Raw genomic sequence first — 19,316 nt, forward strand, 5'->3', positions numbered from 1 at the left:
GTGGCTTGACGTGAGGTGGCCCCTCCCTCCCGAGAGGGGAAAGGGGCCACACGGTCTCACGGTCGCGCGGGGGCAATGGTTCAGGACGCGCGGGGATTCGGACGCCTCGCTCCTCGATCCGCAGCGCGTTCCTGCCCGCGGGCGGCCCGTTTTCCGGACACGGCGGTGGGCGGGCGGCACTGGCCCGGGAGGCGAGGCCGCCCGCGGGCCCGCCTCAGGACGCGCGGGCCGCTTCGCGGTGCTCCGCGGGCATCACCTGGGTGAAGACGTCGTCATAGCTGTGCACCTCGTCCGTCTCGGCGAGCAGGTACGCCTGTGCCTCGCCCACGTGGAAGTACACACCGTGCAGGGTGAGGGTGCCCTCGGCCAGCCTGCGTGCGACCGACTCGTACGACCGCAGGTGCTCCAGTTGTTGGACCACGTTCGTCAGGCAGAGCTGCTCGATCGCATCGGCCGGAAGCCGCCCGGAGATCCTGGCCCAGGCGTGCCTCCTGCTCGCCATCCGCTCCAGGCTGGGCAGCCCGTGGCGCAGCCAGCGGCGCAGCGGGGTCTGGGGGTCGTTCGGTCTTCCGTTGAGCAGGGCCTGCATTGCGCCGCAGCCCGAGTGGCCGCAGACGGTGATCGATTCGACCTGCAGCACCTCTACTGCGTACTCGATGGCGGCTGCCACCGAGTCGTCCCCGTTCTCCTCGCCGGGGAGCGGGACGAGGTTGCCGACGTTGCGCACGGTGAAGAGGTCACCAGGACCGCTGGAGGTGATCATGCTGGTGACGAGACGGGAGTCGGCACAGGTCAAGAAGAGCTGGGAGGGACTCTGTCCTTCCCGTGCGAGCCGTGCGAGTTCGTCCCGTACGAGCGGGGCGGTGTTCTGTTGGAACTTGCCGATGCCGTTCGCCAGGCGGATTCCTGCCGTTCGTTCGGGTGCGTCCTTCTCGTCCTGCTCGGCCGGGGGTTCCCCGCACTGGTGGTTGTGCCAGGGGGTCCAGGGGCGGCAGCAGGAGTGCGAGCCGGCGGGGGACGCCGTGGCGGCGGAGGGGTCGGCGATCCGGGCGCCGGAGGGACCGGTCGTCTTGACCGTGCCGCCGTGGGCGAGGTGCCCTGCCGTCCAGTCGCTCAGGGTTTCGTAGGCCGCGTGGTCCATGAAGGAGCCGTCCAGCTCGACCACCACGTCGGAGCCCTGCGGGAGCTGGTGCAGCGCCCGGCTGAGTCGAGGCACGGCGAGGAAGGTCAGCTGGCCCCGGACGCGCAGCAGGTGGCCGCCGTCCCGCTCCTCGTGGGTGATCCGGGTGCGGGTGAGCCGGTGCAGGGCCACTGCGACGGCCACGGCGATGCCGAGGGCGACGCCCTCCAGGATCCCGATGAGCACGACTCCGGTCAGCGTCACCACGTAGACGATGACCTCGCGGTGCCGGGTGACGGTGCGGATGCGGGTGATGTTCACCATCTGGATGCCGACCACCATGACGAGCGCGGCGAGCGCCGGCAGCGGGATGAGGTCGAGTGCCGGCACCAGCAGCAGTGCCGCCAGCACGACCCACAAGCCGTGCAGCATGGTCGAGTTGCGGCTGACCGCACCGGCCGAGACATTGGCGACGCTGCGGACTGCGACCCCGGCGACCGGAAGGCCGCCGAGCGCACCGGAGACCATGTTGGCAGCCCCCTGACCGGCGAGTTCGCGGTCGAGGTCGGAGCGAGGGACGCCTCGACCGTGGTCTGCACGGGCGGCGACCAGCTTGTCGACCGCGACGGCCGACAGCAGCGATTGCACACTGGTCACGAGGGTGATCGTGAGCACCCCGGCCGCGATGCCGAGGACCGGTCCCTCCGGCAGGCCGGGCAGGGCGTGGCTGCTCCAGGACGGCAGGTCCACGCGGGGGACGGCGAGTCCGGCGAAGGTGGCTGCCGCCGTCGCCCCGGCCACCGCGACGAGTGCGGCGGGCACCTTCTTGGCGATCTGGCCCGTGCGGCCCGGCAGGTGCGGCCAGCACAGCAGCACTGTCACGGTGAGGGCGCTGATGGCGAGCGCGGCCGGGTGGACGCGAGCCAACTGGGCGGGCAGGCCGAGCGCGTTGTCGACGGCTGAGCTCTGTGGGGTGCCACCCAGCACGATGTGGAGTTGGGCGAGGGCGATGGTGACGCCGATTCCGGCCAGCATGCCGTGCACGATCGCGGGCGAGACGGCGAGTGCCGATCGCGCTACGCGCAGGGCGGACAGGGCGAGTTGGGTGAGGCCGGCGAGGAAGGTAATGGCGCAGGTGGTGCGCCAGCCGTAGCGCTGGATGAGCTCGGCGGTCACCACGGTGAGTCCGGCCGCGGGGCCGCTCACCTGGAGCGGGGAACCGCCGAACCGGCCTGCGACGAGGCCGCCGACGGCGGCGGCCACCAGACCGGCCTGGAGCGGGGCTCCGGTGGCGAGTGCGATGCCGAGCGAGAGCGGCAACGCGATCAAGAAGACGGCGATGGACGCGGAGAAGTCCGCGCCGGCGATGTGGAAGCGGCGCGGCCCCTCCGGTGGGCTGTGGGGCCGCTGGGTTCGGGGCCGGTTGGTCGTGCGGGCAGGGGTGCAGAGGGTCATGTTCCCGTCTCCTCCGGGGCAGCGCGGTCGCGGCTCGTGCGGGGTGTACGGCGGGGACACCGATGCGGTGCGGCAGGGCACCGATCAACGCTCGGTAAATGAAGAGTAATGGAGAGTAAAGACTGCGGCATTATTTTCGGGGCAAATAGGGCAATGATTCACCGGTTTCGGTGACAGAACGTGTGCGTACCGCTTGTCGTTGGCGTTCCCCGGTCCCGGCAATGCGACGTTGACGCCGCTTGTAAGGAAATCCGAGGATCCGAGGAGAGTGCGCGGATGTCAGTCGCCCGGAGAAAGAACACCGCCCGGAAGCAGGCGCTGGCTGTCGGCGCCCTCACCCTTGCCCTGGCCACCGGCCTCGCCGGCTGCTCCGGCTCCGACGACGCCGCCACGAAGGCGGCGCCGGGTGGTCCCGGAGTCAAGAAGGCTCCTGCTGCGGCCGCCCCGCAGACCGCACCTCGACTGATCGGTGACGGATCGACCGCCTTCACCGGAGCCCAACCCCATCAGCCGACCTGGCAGCGCCTCAAGCCGGGGGAGGCCCCGCCGCAGTTCGTGGTCTTCTCCTGGGACGGCGCGGGGGAGGACAGCCAGAAGCTGTTCTCCCACTTCCGCTCGGTGGGCAAGAAGTACGACGCCACCATGACGTACTTCCTCAGCGGCGTGTATCTGCTGCCCGAGGAGAAGCGGGAGCTCTACGACCCGCCGCGGCACAGCCCCGGCCGTTCCGACATCGGATTCAACGACGTCGAGGGCATCCGCGACACCGTCCGCGAACTGCGTGCCGCGTGGCAGGAGGGCAACGAGATCGGCACCCACTTCAACGGCCACTTCTGCGGGAAGGACGGTGGTGTCGGCACCTGGACCGTCGAGGAGTGGAAGAGCGAGATCAACCAGGCCAAGTCCTTCGTCAAGAACTGGAAGACCAATGCAGGACTGCGCACCGAGCAGTCCCTGCCCTTCGACTACGACAAGGAACTCGTCGGCGCCCGCACCCCCTGCCTGGAAGGCCGGAAGAACTTCGTCCAGGCAGCGGCACAGATGGGCTTCCGCTACGACACCAGCGGCGTCAACGACCAGATCTGGCCCAAGAAGGACTCGGGCCTGTGGGACTTGTCGATGCAGCTCGTGCCCGTCCCCGGCCGCGCCTTCCAGACCCTCTCCATGGACTACAACTTCCTGGTCAACCAGTCCGGCACCACTCAGGGCGACCCCTCCCAGCACCGCTACTGGGGCGACCAGATGCGCGACGGGCTGGTGCAGGCCTTCGAGCGCTCCTACCGGGGCAACCGGGCGCCGCTGGTCATCGGCAACCACTTCGAGTCCTGGAACGGCGGCACGTACATGCGCGCCGTCGAAGAGACCATCGCCACGGTCTGCGTGCAGAAGGACGTCAAGTGCGTCTCCTTCCGCCAGCTCGCCGACTGGCTCGACGCGCAGGACCCCGAGGTCATCGCCAAGATGCGCACGCTGAAGGTCGGCGAGGCCCCGCAGGGCGGCTGGCAGGCCTTCCTGGCGGCCCGGCCGTCCGCCGCCCCGGCGGGCGCGCCCGCGGCTAAGCAGGCTGCACGGCACTGAGCGCTTCGGACAGCATGAACCCGGGGTCGACCTGCGCCGCCAGGTCGACCCCGGTCTTGGCGTTGCCCCAGCTCTCCGCGTTGCGCAGGTGGAAGTGGACCATCTGGCGCGTGTAGCGCTCCCAGTCGCGGTGGGCGTACGAGTCGTCCGCCGCGTCCTGGAGGTGCTGGAGGGCCATGCGGTTCTCCGCCTCCAGGAGTTCGAAGCGCGGAGGACGTCCCTTCTCCATGGCACGGACCCAGTCCGAATGCCCCACCGTCACGAGCAGGTCCTCGCCGACCTCCTCGCGCAGGAAGTCCAGGTCGTCCCGGCCCTGCACCTTGTTGCCGACGACCCTGAGCGCCACGCCGAAGTCCCGGGCGTACTCCTTGTACTGGCGGTACACCGACACGCCCTTGCGCGTCGGTTCTGCCACCAGGAACGTCATGTCGAAACGGGTGAAGAGGCCCGAAGCGAAGGAGTCCGATCCCGCCGTCATGTCGACGACCACGTACTCGTCGACCCCGTCGACCAGATGGTTGAGGCACAGCTCCACCGCGCCGACCTTCGAGTGGTAGCAGGAGACGCCGAGGTCCGACTCCGTGAAGGGGCCGGTCGCCATCAGCCGGATCTCGCCGTCGTCGAGCTGGACCGGGCGCGCGCACGCGTCGTACACCGGGTTGTCCTCGCGGACCCGCAGCAGCCGCGAGCCCTCCCCCGGCGGCGTCGTCTTGATCATCGCGTCGGTTGAGTGGATCCGCGGATTGGAGCCCCGCAAGTACTCCTTGATGAGCGGCAGGTGGGCGCCCATCGCGGGCAGCGCTGCGGCCTCCGACTCGGACAGGCCGAGTGCGGCGCCCAAGTGCTGGTTGATGTCGGCGTCGACGGCGATGACCGGGGCTTCGTTGGCGGCCAGGTGGCGGATGAAGAGGGAGGACAGCGTGGTCTTGCCACTGCCGCCCTTCCCTACGAAAGCGATCTTCATGTTCACCTAGCGTAGCGTCATGAATGCGTCGCGTGGTCGGAGTGCGTGAAGAAGACCACTCCTTCGTGGGGTGGAGCCCTGGGGCGCGTAGCCTCCCTACTTATGAGTACGCACGCCTCTGACCCCTTGGCCGCCCTCGGCTCCCTGCCGGGCGTCGCCGATGCGGTGGACTCCGTACGCAAGGCCGTCGACCGGGTGTACGGCCACCGCGTGATGCGTCGCCGCAGCAACGAGATCTCCTCCGAGGCCGCGCTGCGCGGGGCACGCGGCTCGGCCGCTCTCTCGGGCGCCGACTGGGCCCTGGAAGAGGTCCGGCGGCGCACTGACTTCAGTGCCGACGCCGAGGCCAGGACCGTCGGCGCCGCCCTGCGCCTCGGGGCCGAGGCCGGACAGTTGCTCTCCATCTGGCGTCAGTCTCCGCTGCGCGTGCTGGCCCGCCTGCACCTGGTCGCCGTAGGCGATGAGGGTGTTGCAGGCGGCCCGGGGGCGGGCGGCGGTGGCGCCCGCGACTCCGTGGGGCGTCCCCGACTGGACGGCGAGTCGGTCGACGAACCGCTGATCGATGCTCCGCTTCCGGCGCCGGCCGAGGTCGCGGGGCGGCTGGACGGCCTTGCCGAGCTGATCGTCGCGGGCAGTGAGGCCCCGGCGCTGGTGACGGCCGCAGTGGTGCACGGCGAGCTCCTTGCGCTGCGCCCCTTCACCTCGCGCAACGGCTTGGTCGCACGGGCGGCGGAGCGGATCGCACTGGTCGGAAGCGGTCTCGACCCCAAGGCGATCTGTCCGGCAGAGGTCGGCCACGCAGAGCAGGGCAGGGCCGCTTACCTCGCCGCGTTCGAGGGGTACCTGTCAGGGACTCCGGAAGGCGTGGGCGCCTGGATCACGCACTGTGGCCGCTCGGTCGAACTGGGGGTCCGAGAGTCGACGGCGGTCTGCGAGGCGCTCCAGCGAGGCGCTGCCTGAGAGGTGCTTCCCTCGCGGTGAGCAGGGGAAGGCCGGAGGTCGGCCGCGCGGCCGACCTCGCGCCCCGGGGCCGGCCACGGACTCCACGGTGGGATGTGCTGGAACCATCCAGGTTCACGTGTGCCCCACAGCAGCGGGGGAGCGGCGGGAAGTTCCTTGGTGAAGCCATCGGCTCCCGGGCTCTGGGCGAGCGGTCGGGGCGGGACATGGGTTGCGGCGGTACCAGTCTCGGTACCGCCGCTGGCACGTCCACCCAGTTACCAAGCGTCCTCGATATGTGCCCATCAAGCCGGGAACTTTGCCCGTGGCCTGGTGCGGCTGGCCCGTAATCGACGGGTCGACGTCGCGTGGGTGCTCGGTTTCGGTGCTAGGTCCGTGGGGCCTTCATGCTCAACAGGTGATCCTCTCGGATGTCCTCGGTCTCGCGGGCCTGATTCCTTTCTACTCCTGTCCGGGGGGAAGCGAAAGTGCTGGCTCCACTTCTCTGTCGATTGCTCAAATTCGGGCAAAGTCGCCAGTGAGCCGTTGGGCAACCGCGGCCTGCCGGCGTCGGGCCGCGTACCAGACGAGCCCGGCGCCGATGGCCGCCGCTCCCACTGCCGCAGCGGCGACGAGCGTGGGGCGGGGCGGCATCCGGAATGCGGGCAGTCGCTGCTTGAGCCGCACCGGTTTGTCGAAGGAGAGCACCGGCCATTCCCGGGCGACGGCCTCGCGGCGCAGTGTCCGGTCGGGATTGACCGCACAGGGGTGGCCGACCGCCTCCAGCATGGGGATGTCGGTCGCTGAATCGCTGTACGCGTAGCACCGTGAGAGGTCGTAGCCTTCCGACTCCGCGAGCTCCCGTACGGCCTCCGCCTTCGTGGGCCCGTAGGCGTAGTACTCCACCTCCCCGGTGAAGCATCCGTCCTCGCCGACCACCATCCGGGTGGCGACGACCCGGTCGGCACCGAGCATCTCGCCGATCGGCTCGACCACCTCGGCGCCCGAAGTGGAGACGATCACGACGTCGCGCCCGGCGGCGTGGTGTTCCTCGATGAGAGAGGCCGCCTCGTCGTAGATGATCGGGTCGATGAGATCGTGAAGGGTCTCGGCGACGAGCTCCTTCACTTGGGCGACGTTCCATCCTTTGCAGAGCGCGGAAAGGTATTCACGCATCCGCTCCATCTGGTCGTGATCGGCTCCGCCTGCCAGGAAGACGAACTGGATGTAGGCCGTCCGCAGGGCGGCGCGGCGGCTGATCAGCCCGCCCCGGTAGAAGGACTTGCTGAAGGTCAGCGTCGAGGACTTCGCAATGACCGTCTTGTCCAGGTCAAAGAAGGCGGCTGTGCGCGGCAAGGAGTGGTTTTCCACAAGCCCGAGCATAGGTGCCCGCCATTCGGCGTACGCTGGGGCGCGTGGGTTTGCCTGAGAAGGCTCTCGGGTACACCATGGAAGTCACGGATCGTTCGCGACCGTGCTAACCCGGTCCGGCTCCTCCCCCCCCCGAGTCGGCCGGAGAGACGACCCCCGCTCTCCCCCCCGGCGGGGGTCGTCGCATGTCCGGAGCCGTTTTTCCTCTGCGTGTCATTGGCTTCTCCCCTCGGTCGATGCACGGGGTGGGGGGGGCGATCACGGCCCCGCCCCCCTCGATTCATCACACACAGTAATCATTGGGCTGCGCTCCGGACAGCTTCCGGAGGGGTGGCGAAGTTATTCACAGCTCCCTGCTTATCCACAGTTTCTCGGCAGGGCCGGCACGATTTCCGGAGTGGTCCCACGGTGATTCCTGACGCGAAGTTCGCGGACGGCAGGAATCACGAGAGGGGTGTGTCGTGGAGGTATCCATGACTTCAGGGACCGGGGGACCGGAGCCTCGGACGCAGGAACCGTGGGGGCCCGGACGGCGAGGAACGAACCCGTGGGAAGCAGGTGGGCAGGGAGCTGAGCCGTCGGGGGCGGCCGGGGCACACCGGACGGGTCCGCTGATCCTCACCGAGGACCTCGGCCTGCTCGATGACCTCCTCCGATTGTGCGCCGCGGCAGGAGCCCAACCCGAGGTGCACCACAGGGTCCCGGAGCGACGGGCGAGTTGGACCGATCCACCGCTCGTTCTGGTCGGGGACGACGTCGCGGCCCGTTGCCGAGGAGTGGCTCGCCGTCCAGGAATCCTCCTCGTCGGCCGTGGGCAAGACGATCCGGAGGCGTGGCGGCGGGCGGTCGAGCTTGGCGCGGAGGGCGTACTGAGGCTCCCGGAGGCGGAGGGAACCCTCGTCGATCGCCTTGCGGACGCGGCCGAGGGGGTGGACCGGCCGGCGTTGACCGTTGGCGTCATCGGCGGCCGGGGCGGTGCAGGAGCCTCCACCCTGGCCTGCGGCCTCGCGCTGGCCGCCGCGCGGGCCGGGCACCGGACCCTGCTCGTCGATGGCGACCCGTTGGGCGGGGGCCTCGACGTACTGCTCGGCTGTGAGCGTACCGAGGGCAGGCGGTGGCCCGATTTCGCGGCCTCGAAGGGGCGGCTCGCCAGCAGCGCCCTGGAGGAGTCCCTGCCTTCGGTGCGCGGGGTCCGGATGCTCAGCTGGGGCAGGGACGACTCGACACCGGTGCCTCCCGAAGCCGTACGCTCCGTACTCGCCGCCGCGCGGCGCAGGGGAGGGGCCGTCGTCGTCGACCTGTCGCGGATGGTCGACCCCTCGGCCGCCGAGGCCATGAGCCAGCTCGACCTCGGACTGCTCGTCGTCTCGGGAGAGTTGAGGGCTGTTGCAGCTGCCCAACGAATGGCATCGGTGATCAGCCCGGTCGTCCGAGACCTGCGGGCCGTCGTCCGTGGGCCGTACGCGGCGGGACTCGACGAGCAGTGGGTCGCCGACGCCCTGCGACTGCCCCTTGTCGGTGAGCTCCCTCATGACCCTGGGGTCATGGCGGACCAGGACACAGGTCTGCCGCCGGGAGCCGAGCCCCAAGGACTCCTCGGTCGGTTCTGTTCCGCTTTCTGGGGCCGCGTTCTCACGTCCGGGAGTGCGGTGTGACCGGAGTCGGGGGCGCCTTCCTGAACGCGGGTGGCGCTGCGGGTCTTCTCGACGCCGTGCGGCAGCGGCTTGCGGAGAGTGGAGCCGAACCCACCCCGGCGCGCGTGGCGGCGGCGCTGCGGGCGCAGGGACGACTGCTCGGCGATGCGGAAGTCCTTGGCACGGTCGAGGAGCTGAGGCGTGAGCTGATCGGCGCCGGTCCGCTGGAACCGCTGCTCGCGGACCCGGCGGTCACCGACGTCCTGGTCTCCGCGCCCGACCAGGTGTGGGTGGACCGGGGGGCTGGCCTCGAACGGGCGCCGGTGTCCTTCACCGACGCCAACGCCGTCCGCCGGCTTGCACAGAGGCTCGCAGCGGTTGCCGGGCGCAGGCTCGATGACGCCCGGCCCTGGGTCGATGCGCGGCTTCCCGACGGCACCCGGATGCACGCGGTGCTGCCACCGGTCGCCGTCGGGTCCACCTGTCTGTCGCTGAGGGTGGTTCGCCCGCGTGCCTTCTCCTTGGAGGAACTGGTCGCGGTGGGCACCGTACCCCCGGGCGGCGGCCCGATCCTGCGAGCCTTGATCGAAGCCCGTGTCTCCTACCTCGTGAGCGGTGGTACCGGCACGGGTAAGACCACCCTCCTTGCCTCCCTCCTCGGGCTCGTGGGGGAGCGGGAGCGGATCGTGATCGCGGAGGACTCGGCTGAGCTGAGGCCCGACCATCCCCATGTGGTGCGCCTGGAGGCGCGACCCGCGAATCAAGAGGGAGCCGGACTCGTCACCTTGCGGGACCTGGTCCGGCAGGCCTTGCGGATGCGCCCCGATCGTTTGGTGGTCGGTGAAGTCAGGGGCGCCGAGGCGGTGGACCTGCTCGCTGCTCTCAATACGGGGCACGAAGGCGGCTGCGGGACCGTCCATGCCAATACGGCGACGGACGTGCCGGCGCGGCTCGAAGCCCTGGGCACCGCAGCAGGCATTGACCGGGCTGCCCTGCACAGCCAGTTGGGCGCCGGGTTGTCAGTCGTGCTCCACGTCGTGCGGGACCGGGAGGGGCGGAGGCGGATCGCTGAGGTCCACGTCCTGGAGCGGGACCGGAACGGATTGGTCCGGACGGTGCCGGCGCTGAGGTGGGCCGCTCCGGAGTTCGAGCGCGATCAGGGCTGGAAGCGACTGGAGGCGTTGATCGGAGGGGGTTCGCCGTGATGCTGGAACTGTTGACGGTGTGGGGCGCGGTGAATGCTCTCGCTGCGTTCTGCACCGTGCTCGCCCTGCGCCGTGCGGTCGAACAACGATGTGGTGCAGGCCGGGCACAGGCATTGCTCTTGGGCGGGGCCTTCACACGACGCGAGGACAGTGCATGGCCCGCGATCATCAAGCGGTGGCGGTCCGTGCTGATGCGGCGACGGGCGTGGCTGTGCCTGCCGGCTGCGGGAGCTCTCGCTCTTCTCGGCCGGTCGCCGCTGCCGCTCGTCCTGGGCGCGCTCGCGGTGCCCCTGGTGGAGCGATGGTCGAGGTCCGCCACGCTCAAGAAGGAGCGAGCAGCGCGGGCTGAGCGGGTAACGGACCTTTGCGCAGCGGTGGTGGGTGAGTTGAGGGCCGGAAGTCAGCCCACGCAGGCGCTGTTCTTCGCGGCTCGGGAGACGGGTGCGCTCGGTGAGGTCGAGGCATCTGTGCTTGCGGCAGCCCGGTTCGGCGGGGACGTGCCCGAGGCGCTCCGCCGGGCGGGTCGGCAGGACGGTGCCGATGGACTCGCAGGGGTGGCGGCCTGTTGGCAAGTGGCCGTGGACGGAGGCGCGGGTCTCGTCACCGGGCTCGACCGTCTGGAGGTCGGCCTACGGGACCGGTGCGAGCAGCGCGAGCGCTTGCGTGCCGAACTGGCCGGTGCCTGGGCCACGGTGGTGGTCCTCGCCCTGCTGCCAGTGGGCGGTCTCGCCCTCGGAGCGGCGCTGGGGGTTGATCCGCTGCGGGTGCTGTTGCACACCCCCGCCGGCCTGGCCTGCCTGGTTGTGGGCGGGATGCTGGAGGCCGTCGGGCTCTGGTGGGCAGCGCGGATCGTACGGGGCGGTGAGCGTGCGTGATGCCAAACGTCTTCCCGACTACGGGCCTCGCGGTCCTGGTCGTTGCGTTGTGCGTGTGGGGAGCGGCGGAGGTGCTGAGCATCCTGCGGGCGCGTCGGACGCGACGGCGTGCGGGGAGGCTCCTTGCAAGACAGGAGCCGTCAGCCCGAAAGGTTCGAGTCCTGCTGTCTCCACGGGTGGGGCTCTGGGCGCAGTCCCTTGCGGGAGCCGTCGTCGGCTGGCTGTTGTTCGGCGTGATCGGTGGCCTGTGCGCGGGGGTTCTGACCGTCGGAGTGAAGCGGTGGCTCGTCGGACGGGCGAAAAAGCAGCGCGAGGGCACGGAGGGGGAGCAGCATCTGCCGCTCGCAGCAGACCTGTTGGCTGCCTGTGTTGCTTCCGGAGCAGGGCCGGCTGCGGCGGCTGAGGCGGTCGGTCGGTCATTGGGCGGGCCACTCGGAGCACGCCTGGCCCGCACGGCTGCTGAGCTCAGACTCGGCGGTGAACCAGCTGAGGTGTGGGGGAGGTTCGCCGTGATACCGGGTGCTGGGGGATTGGCCCGGTGCATGGAACGCGCCGGTTGCTCGGGGGCTCCAGCGGCGGAGGCCATCGCCCGGCACGCGACTGCGCTGCGTGCCGCTCGCGCCCGCTCGGCGGTTGCGCGGGCACGCCGGGCGCAAGTGCTGATCAGCGCGCCCGTGGCGCTCTGCTTCTTGCCCGCCTTCCTGGCGGTTGGGGTGGCCCCGGTGGTGATCGGTCTCATGGCGGGGCTGCTCGATGGATGAGCACGACGAAAACGAATACGCGACAGGGCAGGACGGAGAGTTCGAGATGACGTTCAAGGCACGGCTGAGCGGTTGGTGGCGGGCGCGGCAGACGGCGGCGGGTAGTGACGCGGGGATGACCACGTCCGAGTACGCGGTGGGGACGATCGCTGCGGCGGCGTTCGCTGCGGTGCTCTACAAGATCGTGACGAGCGGAGCGGTCTCGGGAGCGCTGGAGTCAATGATCGGGAAAGCCCTTGATGCGCCGTTCTGACCGGGGTTTCGTGACGGTGGAGGCGGCGATGGTCCTTCCCCTCCTCGCTCTCTTCACGGTCACTCTGCTCTGGGCGTTGGCCGCAGCAACCGCGCAGATCCGGTGCGTGGACGCGGCGCGGGCGGGAGCGAGGGCTGCAGCCCGATCGGAGCCGGTGGCGTCTGCTGAGGAAGTGGCCCGGGCAGCCGCACCCGAGGGGGCGCGGGTCTCGGTGGCACGGGAAGGCGAGCTGTGGCGCGTGGTCGTGGAAGCTGCTGCTCCGGGTCCCTGGGGCATGGGCTTGACCCTGCGGGCGGGCGCGGCGGCCCTCGCGGAGGACCTGATCGCGGAAGGAGCGTCATGACGGCCGACGAGGAACGGGGTGCGCCCATCGGGGCAAGGTCCGGGGCGGGGAAGGGGAGCGGAACCGTACCCCGGGTCGGGAGAACGCCCGGGGCCAGGACCGGAGCCGGTTTGTGGACCCAGGGCAGAAGCCGGACGTGGTACCCGTACGGGGTTCGGGGTCGGGGGATCCTTCGGCGGGAGGGTGGGGGACGGGCCCGACGGATGGTCCGGCCGTCGCTCTGTCGGGTGGGCCGCCGTTTGTTCCTCCGGGAGCTCGGGCGAGCAGCGCGCCGTACAGATCGCGGGGCGGCGACCGCATGGGCCGTGTTCGCAGCCTGCACCTTGTGTGTGGTGTTCGGGACCGTGCTTGCGCTGGGGCAGGCGGTGGTGGCCAGGCACCGGGCGGGCGGGGCCGCCGACCTGGCGGCTCTCGCCGCCGCGGACCGGGCCCTGTGGGGAGAGGCCGAGGCGTGCGCCGCCGCATCCAGGGTGGCCTCCGCACAGGGCGCCGAGCTGGTGCGGTGCTCGGTACGGGACGAAGTCGCAGAGGTGATCGCGAGGGGAGTGCACGGCCCGTACCGGCCGGAGGTCAGGTCCCGGGCAGGCCCTCCGGGGCCGTTTCCACCGCCGGCGAGGGTTCCGATGGCGGGGACGCCTCCCCCGTGGCCTCCCGGAGCGGTTCCGGGGCGGCCCTGAGGAGTTCCGCCAGGAGGCGGACGGCGCCGCGCTTGTGGAGCGGGTCGTTGCCGTTGCCGCACTTCGGGGATTGGACGCAGGAGGGGCAGCCCGCCTCGCACTCGCAGGAGGCGATGGCCTCCCGGGTGGCCGCCAGCCAGGCACGGGCGGTGCGGAAGGCGCGCTCGGCGAAGCCCGCGCCTCCTGGGTGGCCGTCGTACACGAAGACGGTGGGCAGCAGGGTGTCGGGGTGGAGCGGCACGGAGACGCCGCCGATGTCCCAGCGGTCGCAGGTGGCGAAGAGCGGCAGCATGCCGATGGAGGCGTGTTCGGCGGCGTGCAGGGCGCCGCCGAGGATCTCCGGGGTGATCCGGGCGGCGTCGAGCTGGTCCTCGGTGACCGTCCACCACACGGCCCGGGTGCGCAGGGTACGGGGTGGCAGGTCGAGCTTGGTCTCACCGAGCACCTCGCCGGTGATCAATCGGCGGCGCAGGAAGGAGACGACCTGGTGGGTGACCTCGACGGAGCCGTAGCAGAGGCGCCCGGCTCCCCAGGGAACCTGGGTGTCGGTGTCGAGGACGGTGATGGAGGTGGTGTCGCGGGCGGTGGTGGAGTACGGGGGGACGGCCTCTTCCACGAGGGCCACGGAGTCCTTGAGGTCGAGTTCTCGGACCAGGTAGGTGCGGCCCTGGTGGAGGTGGACGGCGCCCTCGTGGACGGTGGTGTGGGAGGCGGCCTCGTCGACGGTGCCGAGGAGACGGCCGGTGCCTGCCTCCACGATGCGGACCGGGCTGCCGCCGCCGCCCCTGATGTCGGTGAGGTCGGCGGCCCGCTCGCGCCGGGTCCAGTACCAGCCGGTGGCGCGGCGGCGCAGCAGGCCGGCGCCTTCGAGCTGCGGCAGCAGGTCCGGCACGGCCGGGCCGAAGAGGGCCAGGTCCGGCTCGGTCAGCGGGATCTCCGCAGCGGCTGCGCACAGGTGGGGGGCGAGGACGTACGGGTTGTCGGGGTCCAGGACGGTCGTCTCGACCGGCTGCTCGAAGATCGCTTCTGGATGGTGCACCAGGAAGGTGTCCAGCGGGTCGTCCCGGGCGACCAGGATCGCGAGGGCGCCCTCGCCCGAGCGGCCGGCGCGGCCCGCCTGCTGCCACAGGGAGGCGCGGGTGCCGGGGTAGCCCGCGATCACGACGGCGTCCAGGCCGGAGACGTCCACGCCCAGCTCCAGGGCGGTCGTGGCAGCCAGGCTGAGGAGTTCGCCCGAGTGGAGGGCCCGCTCCAGGGCGCGCCGCTCCTCGGGGAGGTAACCACCCCGGTAGGCGGCGACGCGCCGGGCCAGGGCACGGTCGGTCTCGGCCAGTCGCTCCTGGGCGATCACCGAGATCAGTTCGGCACCGCGCCGGGACCGGACGAAGGCGACCGAGCGTACGCCCTGGCGGGTCAGGTCGGTGAGGAGGTCGGCGGTCTCGGCGGTGGCGGTGCGGCGCACAGGCGCACCGCGCTCACCGTGCAGCTCGGTCAGTGGCGGCTCCCACAGGGCGAAGACCAGTTCGCCGCGCGGGGAGGCGTCGTCGGACACCTCGGTGACCGGGAGGCCGGTGAGGCGGCCGGCGGCCCGGGCGGGCTCGGCCGCGGTGGCAGAGGCGAGGAGGAAGACCGGGTCGGAACCGTACCGGGCGCAGATCCGTCGCAGGCGGCGCAGCACCTGGGCGACGTGGGAGCCGAAGACCCCCCGGTAGGTGTGGCACTCGTCGATCACGACGTAGCGCAGGGAGCGCAGGAAGGAGGACCACCTGGGGTGGGAGGGGAGCACGCCTCGGTGCAGCATGTCGGGATTGGTCAGGACGTAGTTCGCGTACTGGCGGACCCACTCGCGCTCTTCGACCGGCGTGTCCCCGTCGTAGACGGCGGGGCGGATTCGGTTGCCGAGTGGGGCGGCCAGTGCACGCACGGCGCGTCGCTGGTCGGCTGCGAGGGCTTTGGTGGGTGCGAGGTAGAGGGCGGTGGCACCGCGGCCGTTCGCGGCCTCGGAGCCGTCCAGGAGGGCGCTGAGGACCGGGGCGAGGTAGGCGAGCGACTTGCCCGAGGCGGTGCCGGTGGCGATCACCACGGACTCGCCGTCCAGGGCGTGCTCGGCGGCCTCGGCCTGGTGGGCCCAGGGGTGCTCGATGCCGGCCTCCTGGATCGCCGCGATCACTTCCGGTCGGATGCGGTGCGGCCAGACGGCATGACGGCCTTCTCGGGCGGGCATGTGCTCCGTATGAGTGATGCGCGCGGACCGGCTCTCGCCCGAGGAGAGCCGGTCGAGGACCGTGCCGGGAGAAGGGCGACTGCCCGTTTCCCCGGCCGGACGACGGGGCTGGTGATTCTTGGCCATCGGCATCGAGTGTGTCACTGCCATGACGGACAATGCTTCTAAGGCGTCGTGCATGGTTGCTGGTAAATGATTGAATGCCATCGCGGCTGGCGTTCCGTTCCTCGGCTTCGCCCCGGAGTCCCGAGAGAACGATCGCTCGATAGCAAGGTGCTGGAGGATCCGTGGACCTGTCCCTGTCGACTCGCAATGTGTCCGGTGCTGGTGGTGACCGTACGGTCGTCGAGGTCGGTGGCGAGATTGATGTGTATACCGCGCCCAAGCTGCGCGAGCAGTTGGTCGAGTTGGTGAACGACGGCAGCTATCACCTGGTCGTCGACATGGAGGGCGTGGACTTCCTCGACTCCACCGGCCTCGGCGTGCTCGTCGGCGGCCTGAAGCGCGTGCGCGCCCATGAGGGCTCGTTGCGCCTGGTCTGCAACCAGGAGCGCATTCTGAAGATTTTCCGGATCACGGGTCTCACCAAGGTGTTCCCGATCCACACCTCGGTCGACGAGGCCGTCAACGCCGTCGACTGAGCCCAGGGGGTTCGTATGGCCACCGTTGAACTCCGCTTCACCGCCCAGCCCGAGCACGTCCGCACGGCCCGCTTGGTGGCAGCTGCGGTCGCGCGCCGGGCGGGCGTGGACGAGGCGGTCCTCGACGAGGTGCGTCTCGCTGTGGGTGAGGCCTGTTCCCGTGCGGTCGGGCTGCATCGCAGCAATGACGTCATGACCCCCATTCGGGTCGTCCTGACCGAGGAGGAGAAGACGTTCTCCATCGAGGTCGGTGACGAAGTGCCGGGTGCGGGGGTCGCGGCGGCCGATGCCGCTGGTGTCCCCGGTGCCCGGGCCGCGGCCCCGGCCGAGGACTTCGACGACGCTGACGGCGAGGACGAGATGGGGCTCGCGGTGATCCGCGGGCTGGTCGACGACGTCGAAGTCAGCGCTGGCGAGGACGGCGGCACGATCCGGATGAGTTGGCCGGTGAGTTCGGCGGACGTCCTGTCCTGACCCGTTCGCGTGCACGTACGTGGAGCAACAGAAGGGGTCCCGCAGCCGCGGGGCCCCTTCTGCGTGGCCGGCTTCCGGGCTCGACCGCGTCGGCGTCGAGCCCGTTCGTCCTGCCGGCCCTGACCGTGCGCCTTCCGAGTCTCCGCACGTCCGGGCGAGGTCGACGTGCCGGTGCAGGTCGATTGGTGCATCCGCGTGGCAGCCGTCCGGCATCCCCGTTTGTTACGGTTCGCCTCCCTATGATCCGTCTCCATGGACCCCATTTCCCTCGCCGCGGCGGTGCTCACGAGCGGGAACCGGACGATCGTGGTCGTCGTCGCGGCCGTCGCCCTGGCCGCGCTGGTCGTCGCACGGCTCCTCGTCCGCCAGGTCCTCGCGGCCGGTGAGGGCACCGAGCGGATGAAGGAGATCGCCGCCGCCGTGCAGGAGGGGGCCAACGCCTACCTCGCGCGGCAGCTGCGGACCCTGGCCGTCTTCGCTGCGGCCGTGTTCTTCCTGTTGATGCTGCTCCCGGCGGACAACTGGTCGCAGCGTGCCGGGCGTTCCCTGTTCTTCCTGGTCGGCGCGCTCTTCTCGGCGGTCACCGGATACATCGGCATGCGGCTCGCCGTACGGACCAACGTGCGGGTCGCCGCCGCGGCCAGGGAGGCCACTCCGGCACCCGGCGAACCCGAGAAGGATCCCAGCGAGGTCGCGCACCGGGCCACGCGGATCGCGTTCCGCACGGGCGGGGTCGTCGGCATGTGCACCGTCGGCCTCGGACTGCTCGGGGTCGCCTGCGTGGTCCTCGTCTACGCGGCCGATGCGCCCAAGGTGCTGGAGGGCTTCGGATTGGGTGCCGCGCTCATCGCCATGTTCATGCGCGTGGGCGGCGGCATCTTCACCAAGGCCGCCGACGTCGGCGCCGACCTGGTCGGCAAGGTCGAGCAGGGCATCCCCGAGGACGACCCGCGCAACGCCGCCACCATTGCCGACAACGTCGGCGACAACGTCGGCGACTGCGCAGGCATGGCGGCCGACCTCTTCGAGTCGTATGCCGTGACCCTGGTCGCCGCGCTCATCCTCGGCAAGGCGGCGTTCGGGGACCACGGCCTCGCGTTCCCCCTGATCGTTCCGGCGATCGGCGTGGTCACCGCCGTGATCGGCATCCTGACGGTTGCCCCGCGGCGTGCCGACCGGGGCGGAATGAGCGCGATCAACCGCGGCTTCCTCGTTTCGGCGGTCATCTCGCTGGTGCTCGTCGCGATTGCCGCCTTCGTCTACTTGCCGTCCTCGTACGCCGACCTGGAGGGCGTCACCGAGCCGGGCATCCGCGACCACGGTGGTGATCCTCGGGTCCTGGCCCTGGTCGCGGTCGCGCTCGGCATCGTCCTGGCAGCGCTCATCCAGCAGCTCACCGGCTACTTCACCGAGACGAACCGGCGACCGGTCCGGGACATCGGGAAGTCCTCGCTGACCGGCCCCGCGACGGTCGTCCTCGCGGGGGTGGCGCTCGGGCTGGAATCCGCCGTCTACACGGCCCTGTTGATCGGCCTGACCGTCTACGGGGCGTTCCTACTGGGTGGCGCCTCGATCATGCTGGCGCTGTTCGCGGTGGCCCTCGCCGGGACGGGACTGCTCACCACGGTCGGAGTGATCGTCGCCATGGACACGTTCGGCCCGGTCGCCGACAACGCCCAGGGCATCGCGGAGATGTCCGGGGACGTCACGGGTGCCGGCGCCCAGGTCCTCACCGATCTCGACGCCGTCGGCAACACCACGAAGGCCATCACCAAGGGCATCGCCATCGCCACCGCCGTCCTGGCGGCTTCGGCGCTCTTCGGCTCGTACCGGGACGCGATCGCGACCTCGGTCGCCGATGTCGGCGAGTTCGGCGGCTTCGACGGCTTCGGGGAACTTGGAGTGAAGACCGGTGAACTGACGCTCTCCATGGACATCTCGCAGCCCAACAACCTGTTCGGCCTGATCCTCGGTGCGGCGGTGGTGTTCCTCTTCTCCGGACTTGCGATCAACGCGGTGTCCCGCTCGGCCGGATCCGTCGTCTACGAGGTGCGACGACAGTTCCGTGAGCATCCCGGGATCATGGGCTTCACCGAGAAGCCGGAGTACGGGCGGGTCGTTGACATCTGCACCAAGGACGCACTGCGCGAGCTCGCCACTCCGGGGCTGCTCGCCGTGATGGCTCCGATCGCCGTCGGCTTCTCGCTCGGCGTCGGGGCCCTCGGGGCGTACCTCGCCGGGGCGATCGGCACGGGGGCGCTGATGGCGGTCTTCCTCGCCAACTCGGGTGGTGCTTGGGACAACGCGAAGAAATTGGTCGAGGACGGAAACCACGGAGGCAAGGGCAGCGAGGCCCACGAGGCGACCGTGATCGGGGACACGGTCGGCGATCCCTTCAAGGACACGGCAGGTCCGGCGATCAACCCGCTGCTGAAGGTGATGAACCTGGTGGCGCTGCTGATCGCGCCGGCGATCGTGCGGTTCAGCTACGGCGGTGACGCGAGCGCCGGAGTGCGGGCGGTGGTCGCGGTGATTGCGCTCCTCGTCGTCATCAGTGCCGTTCGGGTCTCCAAGAGGCGTTCGGTGGAAGTGTCCTGAGGTGGCGTCGGCCATGAAGCCCGTCCGACGGAGGTCGCTGCGGGGCGGAGGTCGGTGCGGGGCGCCCGTGTCGCCGTCCGTACGTGGCGTCCGTCTCATTCCCGTGTGTTCCCGGCGTGTTCGAGAGGCACGTCCCTTGGTTCAAAAGGCTTCAATCTGGGAGGAATCCGTCGCACGAAAGGTGGAAGTAGCCCGTTCGGCGTG

16 protein-coding genes are annotated in these 19,316 nt (G+C 70.5%); 12 read left to right on the top strand and 4 right to left on the bottom strand.

The window, feature by feature from the left end; all coding sequences use genetic code 11:
* Nucleotides 1-214 precede the first annotated feature (214 nt).
* Nucleotides 215-2,575 carry a bifunctional SulP family inorganic anion transporter/carbonic anhydrase gene (locus ACFW2Y_RS06505; protein ID WP_384874425.1) on the bottom strand — a complete coding sequence of 787 codons (2,361 nt, stop codon included), beginning with the start codon at nt 2,573-2,575 and terminating at the stop codon, nt 215-217.
* Nucleotides 2,576-2,851: 276 nt separating this feature from the next.
* On the opposite strand from ACFW2Y_RS06505, the gene ACFW2Y_RS06510 reads away from it, so the two are divergent.
* Nucleotides 2,852-4,153: a hypothetical protein gene (locus ACFW2Y_RS06510; protein WP_384874428.1), complete on the top strand. Its 1,302-nt coding sequence runs from the start codon at nt 2,852-2,854 to the stop codon at nt 4,151-4,153.
* Here the strand turns inward: ACFW2Y_RS06510 and ACFW2Y_RS06515 are convergent.
* Entirely contained in the window at nt 4,131-5,117 is a 987-nt protein-coding gene (locus ACFW2Y_RS06515) for an ATP-binding protein (RefSeq protein ID WP_384874431.1), read from the bottom strand. The genes ACFW2Y_RS06510 and ACFW2Y_RS06515 overlap by 23 nt on opposite strands.
* 102 nt (nt 5,118-5,219) lie before the next feature.
* Between ACFW2Y_RS06515 and ACFW2Y_RS06520 the strand changes: the two genes are divergently transcribed.
* A complete protein-coding gene (locus tag ACFW2Y_RS06520) occupies nt 5,220-6,077 on the top strand; it encodes an oxidoreductase (RefSeq protein WP_384874434.1) in 858 nt (285 codons plus the stop codon).
* 495 nt (nt 6,078-6,572) lie between these two features.
* On the opposite strand, the gene ACFW2Y_RS06525 is transcribed toward ACFW2Y_RS06520, so the two are convergent.
* Entirely contained in the window at nt 6,573-7,439 is an 867-nt protein-coding gene (locus tag ACFW2Y_RS06525; RefSeq protein WP_384874437.1) for an HAD family hydrolase, read from the bottom strand.
* A gap of 599 nt (nt 7,440-8,038) precedes the next feature.
* Here ACFW2Y_RS06525 and ssd point away from each other — a divergent pair.
* The 7 genes from ssd (at nt 8,039) to ACFW2Y_RS06560 (ending at nt 13,175) form a co-directional block, all read left to right on the top strand.
* Nucleotides 8,039-9,082 carry a septum site-determining protein Ssd gene (gene ssd, locus ACFW2Y_RS06530; RefSeq protein ID WP_384874505.1) on the top strand — a complete coding sequence of 348 codons (1,044 nt, stop codon included), beginning with the start codon at nt 8,039-8,041 and terminating at the stop codon, nt 9,080-9,082.
* Entirely contained in the window at nt 9,079-10,266 is a 1,188-nt protein-coding gene (locus tag ACFW2Y_RS06535) for a TadA family conjugal transfer-associated ATPase (protein ID WP_384874440.1), read from the top strand. The genes ssd and ACFW2Y_RS06535 overlap by 4 nt, the downstream gene beginning before the upstream one ends.
* Nucleotides 10,266-11,141 (top strand): type II secretion system F family protein, encoded by an 876-nt coding sequence (locus ACFW2Y_RS06540; protein ID WP_384874443.1) that lies wholly within the window; start codon nt 10,266-10,268, stop codon nt 11,139-11,141. The genes ACFW2Y_RS06535 and ACFW2Y_RS06540 overlap by 1 nt, the downstream gene beginning before the upstream one ends.
* A complete protein-coding gene (locus ACFW2Y_RS06545; RefSeq protein ID WP_384874445.1) occupies nt 11,141-11,902 on the top strand; it encodes a type II secretion system F family protein in 762 nt (253 codons plus the stop codon). The genes ACFW2Y_RS06540 and ACFW2Y_RS06545 overlap by 1 nt, the downstream gene beginning before the upstream one ends.
* Before the next feature lie 46 nt (nt 11,903-11,948).
* Nucleotides 11,949-12,155 (top strand): DUF4244 domain-containing protein, encoded by a 207-nt coding sequence (locus tag ACFW2Y_RS06550; protein ID WP_384874508.1) that lies wholly within the window; start codon nt 11,949-11,951, stop codon nt 12,153-12,155.
* The gene (locus tag ACFW2Y_RS06555) at nt 12,142-12,498 is read left to right on the top strand and encodes a TadE family type IV pilus minor pilin (RefSeq protein ID WP_384874448.1); all 357 of its coding nucleotides are present in this window, start codon (nt 12,142-12,144) and stop codon (nt 12,496-12,498) included. The genes ACFW2Y_RS06550 and ACFW2Y_RS06555 overlap by 14 nt, the downstream gene beginning before the upstream one ends.
* 203 nt (nt 12,499-12,701) lie before the next feature.
* Nucleotides 12,702-13,175 (top strand): Rv3654c family TadE-like protein, encoded by a 474-nt coding sequence (locus tag ACFW2Y_RS06560; RefSeq protein ID WP_384874450.1) that lies wholly within the window; start codon nt 12,702-12,704, stop codon nt 13,173-13,175.
* Here ACFW2Y_RS06560 and ACFW2Y_RS06565 read toward each other — a convergent pair.
* Nucleotides 13,069-15,606 (bottom strand): DEAD/DEAH box helicase, encoded by a 2,538-nt coding sequence (locus tag ACFW2Y_RS06565; protein WP_384874451.1) that lies wholly within the window; start codon nt 15,604-15,606, stop codon nt 13,069-13,071. The two genes, ACFW2Y_RS06560 and ACFW2Y_RS06565, sit on opposite strands and share 107 nt — an antisense overlap.
* An 80-nt stretch (nt 15,607-15,686) precedes the next feature.
* Between ACFW2Y_RS06565 and ACFW2Y_RS06570 the strand changes: the two genes are divergently transcribed.
* From ACFW2Y_RS06570 to ACFW2Y_RS06580, 3 genes are all read left to right on the top strand, one after another.
* Nucleotides 15,687-16,040: an STAS domain-containing protein gene (locus ACFW2Y_RS06570; RefSeq protein ID WP_015034520.1), complete on the top strand. Its 354-nt coding sequence runs from the start codon at nt 15,687-15,689 to the stop codon at nt 16,038-16,040.
* A gap of 15 nt (nt 16,041-16,055) precedes the next feature.
* Nucleotides 16,056-16,514, top strand: coding sequence for an ATP-binding protein (locus ACFW2Y_RS06575; protein WP_384874453.1), 459 nt, complete (start codon nt 16,056-16,058; stop codon nt 16,512-16,514).
* 252 nt (nt 16,515-16,766) lie between these two features.
* Complete coding sequence (locus ACFW2Y_RS06580) at nt 16,767-19,112, top strand: sodium-translocating pyrophosphatase (protein ID WP_384874455.1); 2,346 nt, start codon at nt 16,767-16,769, stop codon at nt 19,110-19,112.
* The last annotated feature ends 204 nt before the right edge of the window (nt 19,113-19,316 follow it).

The sequence above is a fragment of the Streptomyces sp. NPDC058877 genome (assembly GCF_042742855.1).
Lineage (GTDB): Bacteria > Actinomycetota > Actinomycetes > Streptomycetales > Streptomycetaceae > Streptomyces.

What these genes read in the sequence shown, in the direction of transcription:
- ACFW2Y_RS06520 (WP_384874434.1), top strand. Translation starts at nt 5,220, where the DNA reads ATGAGTACGCACGCCTCTGACCCCTTGGCCGCCCTCGGCTCCCTGCCG.
- ACFW2Y_RS06550 (WP_384874508.1), top strand. Translation starts at nt 11,949, where the DNA reads ATGACGTTCAAGGCACGGCTGAGCGGTTGGTGGCGGGCGCGGCAGACG.
- ACFW2Y_RS06510 (WP_384874428.1), top strand. Translation starts at nt 2,852, where the DNA reads ATGTCAGTCGCCCGGAGAAAGAACACCGCCCGGAAGCAGGCGCTGGCT.
- ACFW2Y_RS06515 (WP_384874431.1), bottom strand. Translation starts at nt 5,117, where the DNA reads ATGAAGATCGCTTTCGTAGGGAAGGGCGGCAGTGGCAAGACCACGCTG.
- ACFW2Y_RS06580 (WP_384874455.1), top strand. Translation starts at nt 16,767, where the DNA reads ATGGACCCCATTTCCCTCGCCGCGGCGGTGCTCACGAGCGGGAACCGG.
- ACFW2Y_RS06555 (WP_384874448.1), top strand. Translation starts at nt 12,142, where the DNA reads ATGCGCCGTTCTGACCGGGGTTTCGTGACGGTGGAGGCGGCGATGGTC.
- ACFW2Y_RS06575 (WP_384874453.1), top strand. Translation starts at nt 16,056, where the DNA reads ATGGCCACCGTTGAACTCCGCTTCACCGCCCAGCCCGAGCACGTCCGC.
- ACFW2Y_RS06540 (WP_384874443.1), top strand. Translation starts at nt 10,266, where the DNA reads ATGCTGGAACTGTTGACGGTGTGGGGCGCGGTGAATGCTCTCGCTGCG.
- ACFW2Y_RS06505 (WP_384874425.1), bottom strand. Translation starts at nt 2,575, where the DNA reads ATGACCCTCTGCACCCCTGCCCGCACGACCAACCGGCCCCGAACCCAG.
- ACFW2Y_RS06565 (WP_384874451.1), bottom strand. Translation starts at nt 15,606, where the DNA reads ATGGCATTCAATCATTTACCAGCAACCATGCACGACGCCTTAGAAGCA.
- ACFW2Y_RS06560 (WP_384874450.1), top strand. Translation starts at nt 12,702, where the DNA reads ATGGTCCGGCCGTCGCTCTGTCGGGTGGGCCGCCGTTTGTTCCTCCGG.
- ACFW2Y_RS06525 (WP_384874437.1), bottom strand. Translation starts at nt 7,439, where the DNA reads ATGCTCGGGCTTGTGGAAAACCACTCCTTGCCGCGCACAGCCGCCTTC.
- ACFW2Y_RS06545 (WP_384874445.1), top strand. Translation starts at nt 11,141, where the DNA reads ATGCCAAACGTCTTCCCGACTACGGGCCTCGCGGTCCTGGTCGTTGCG.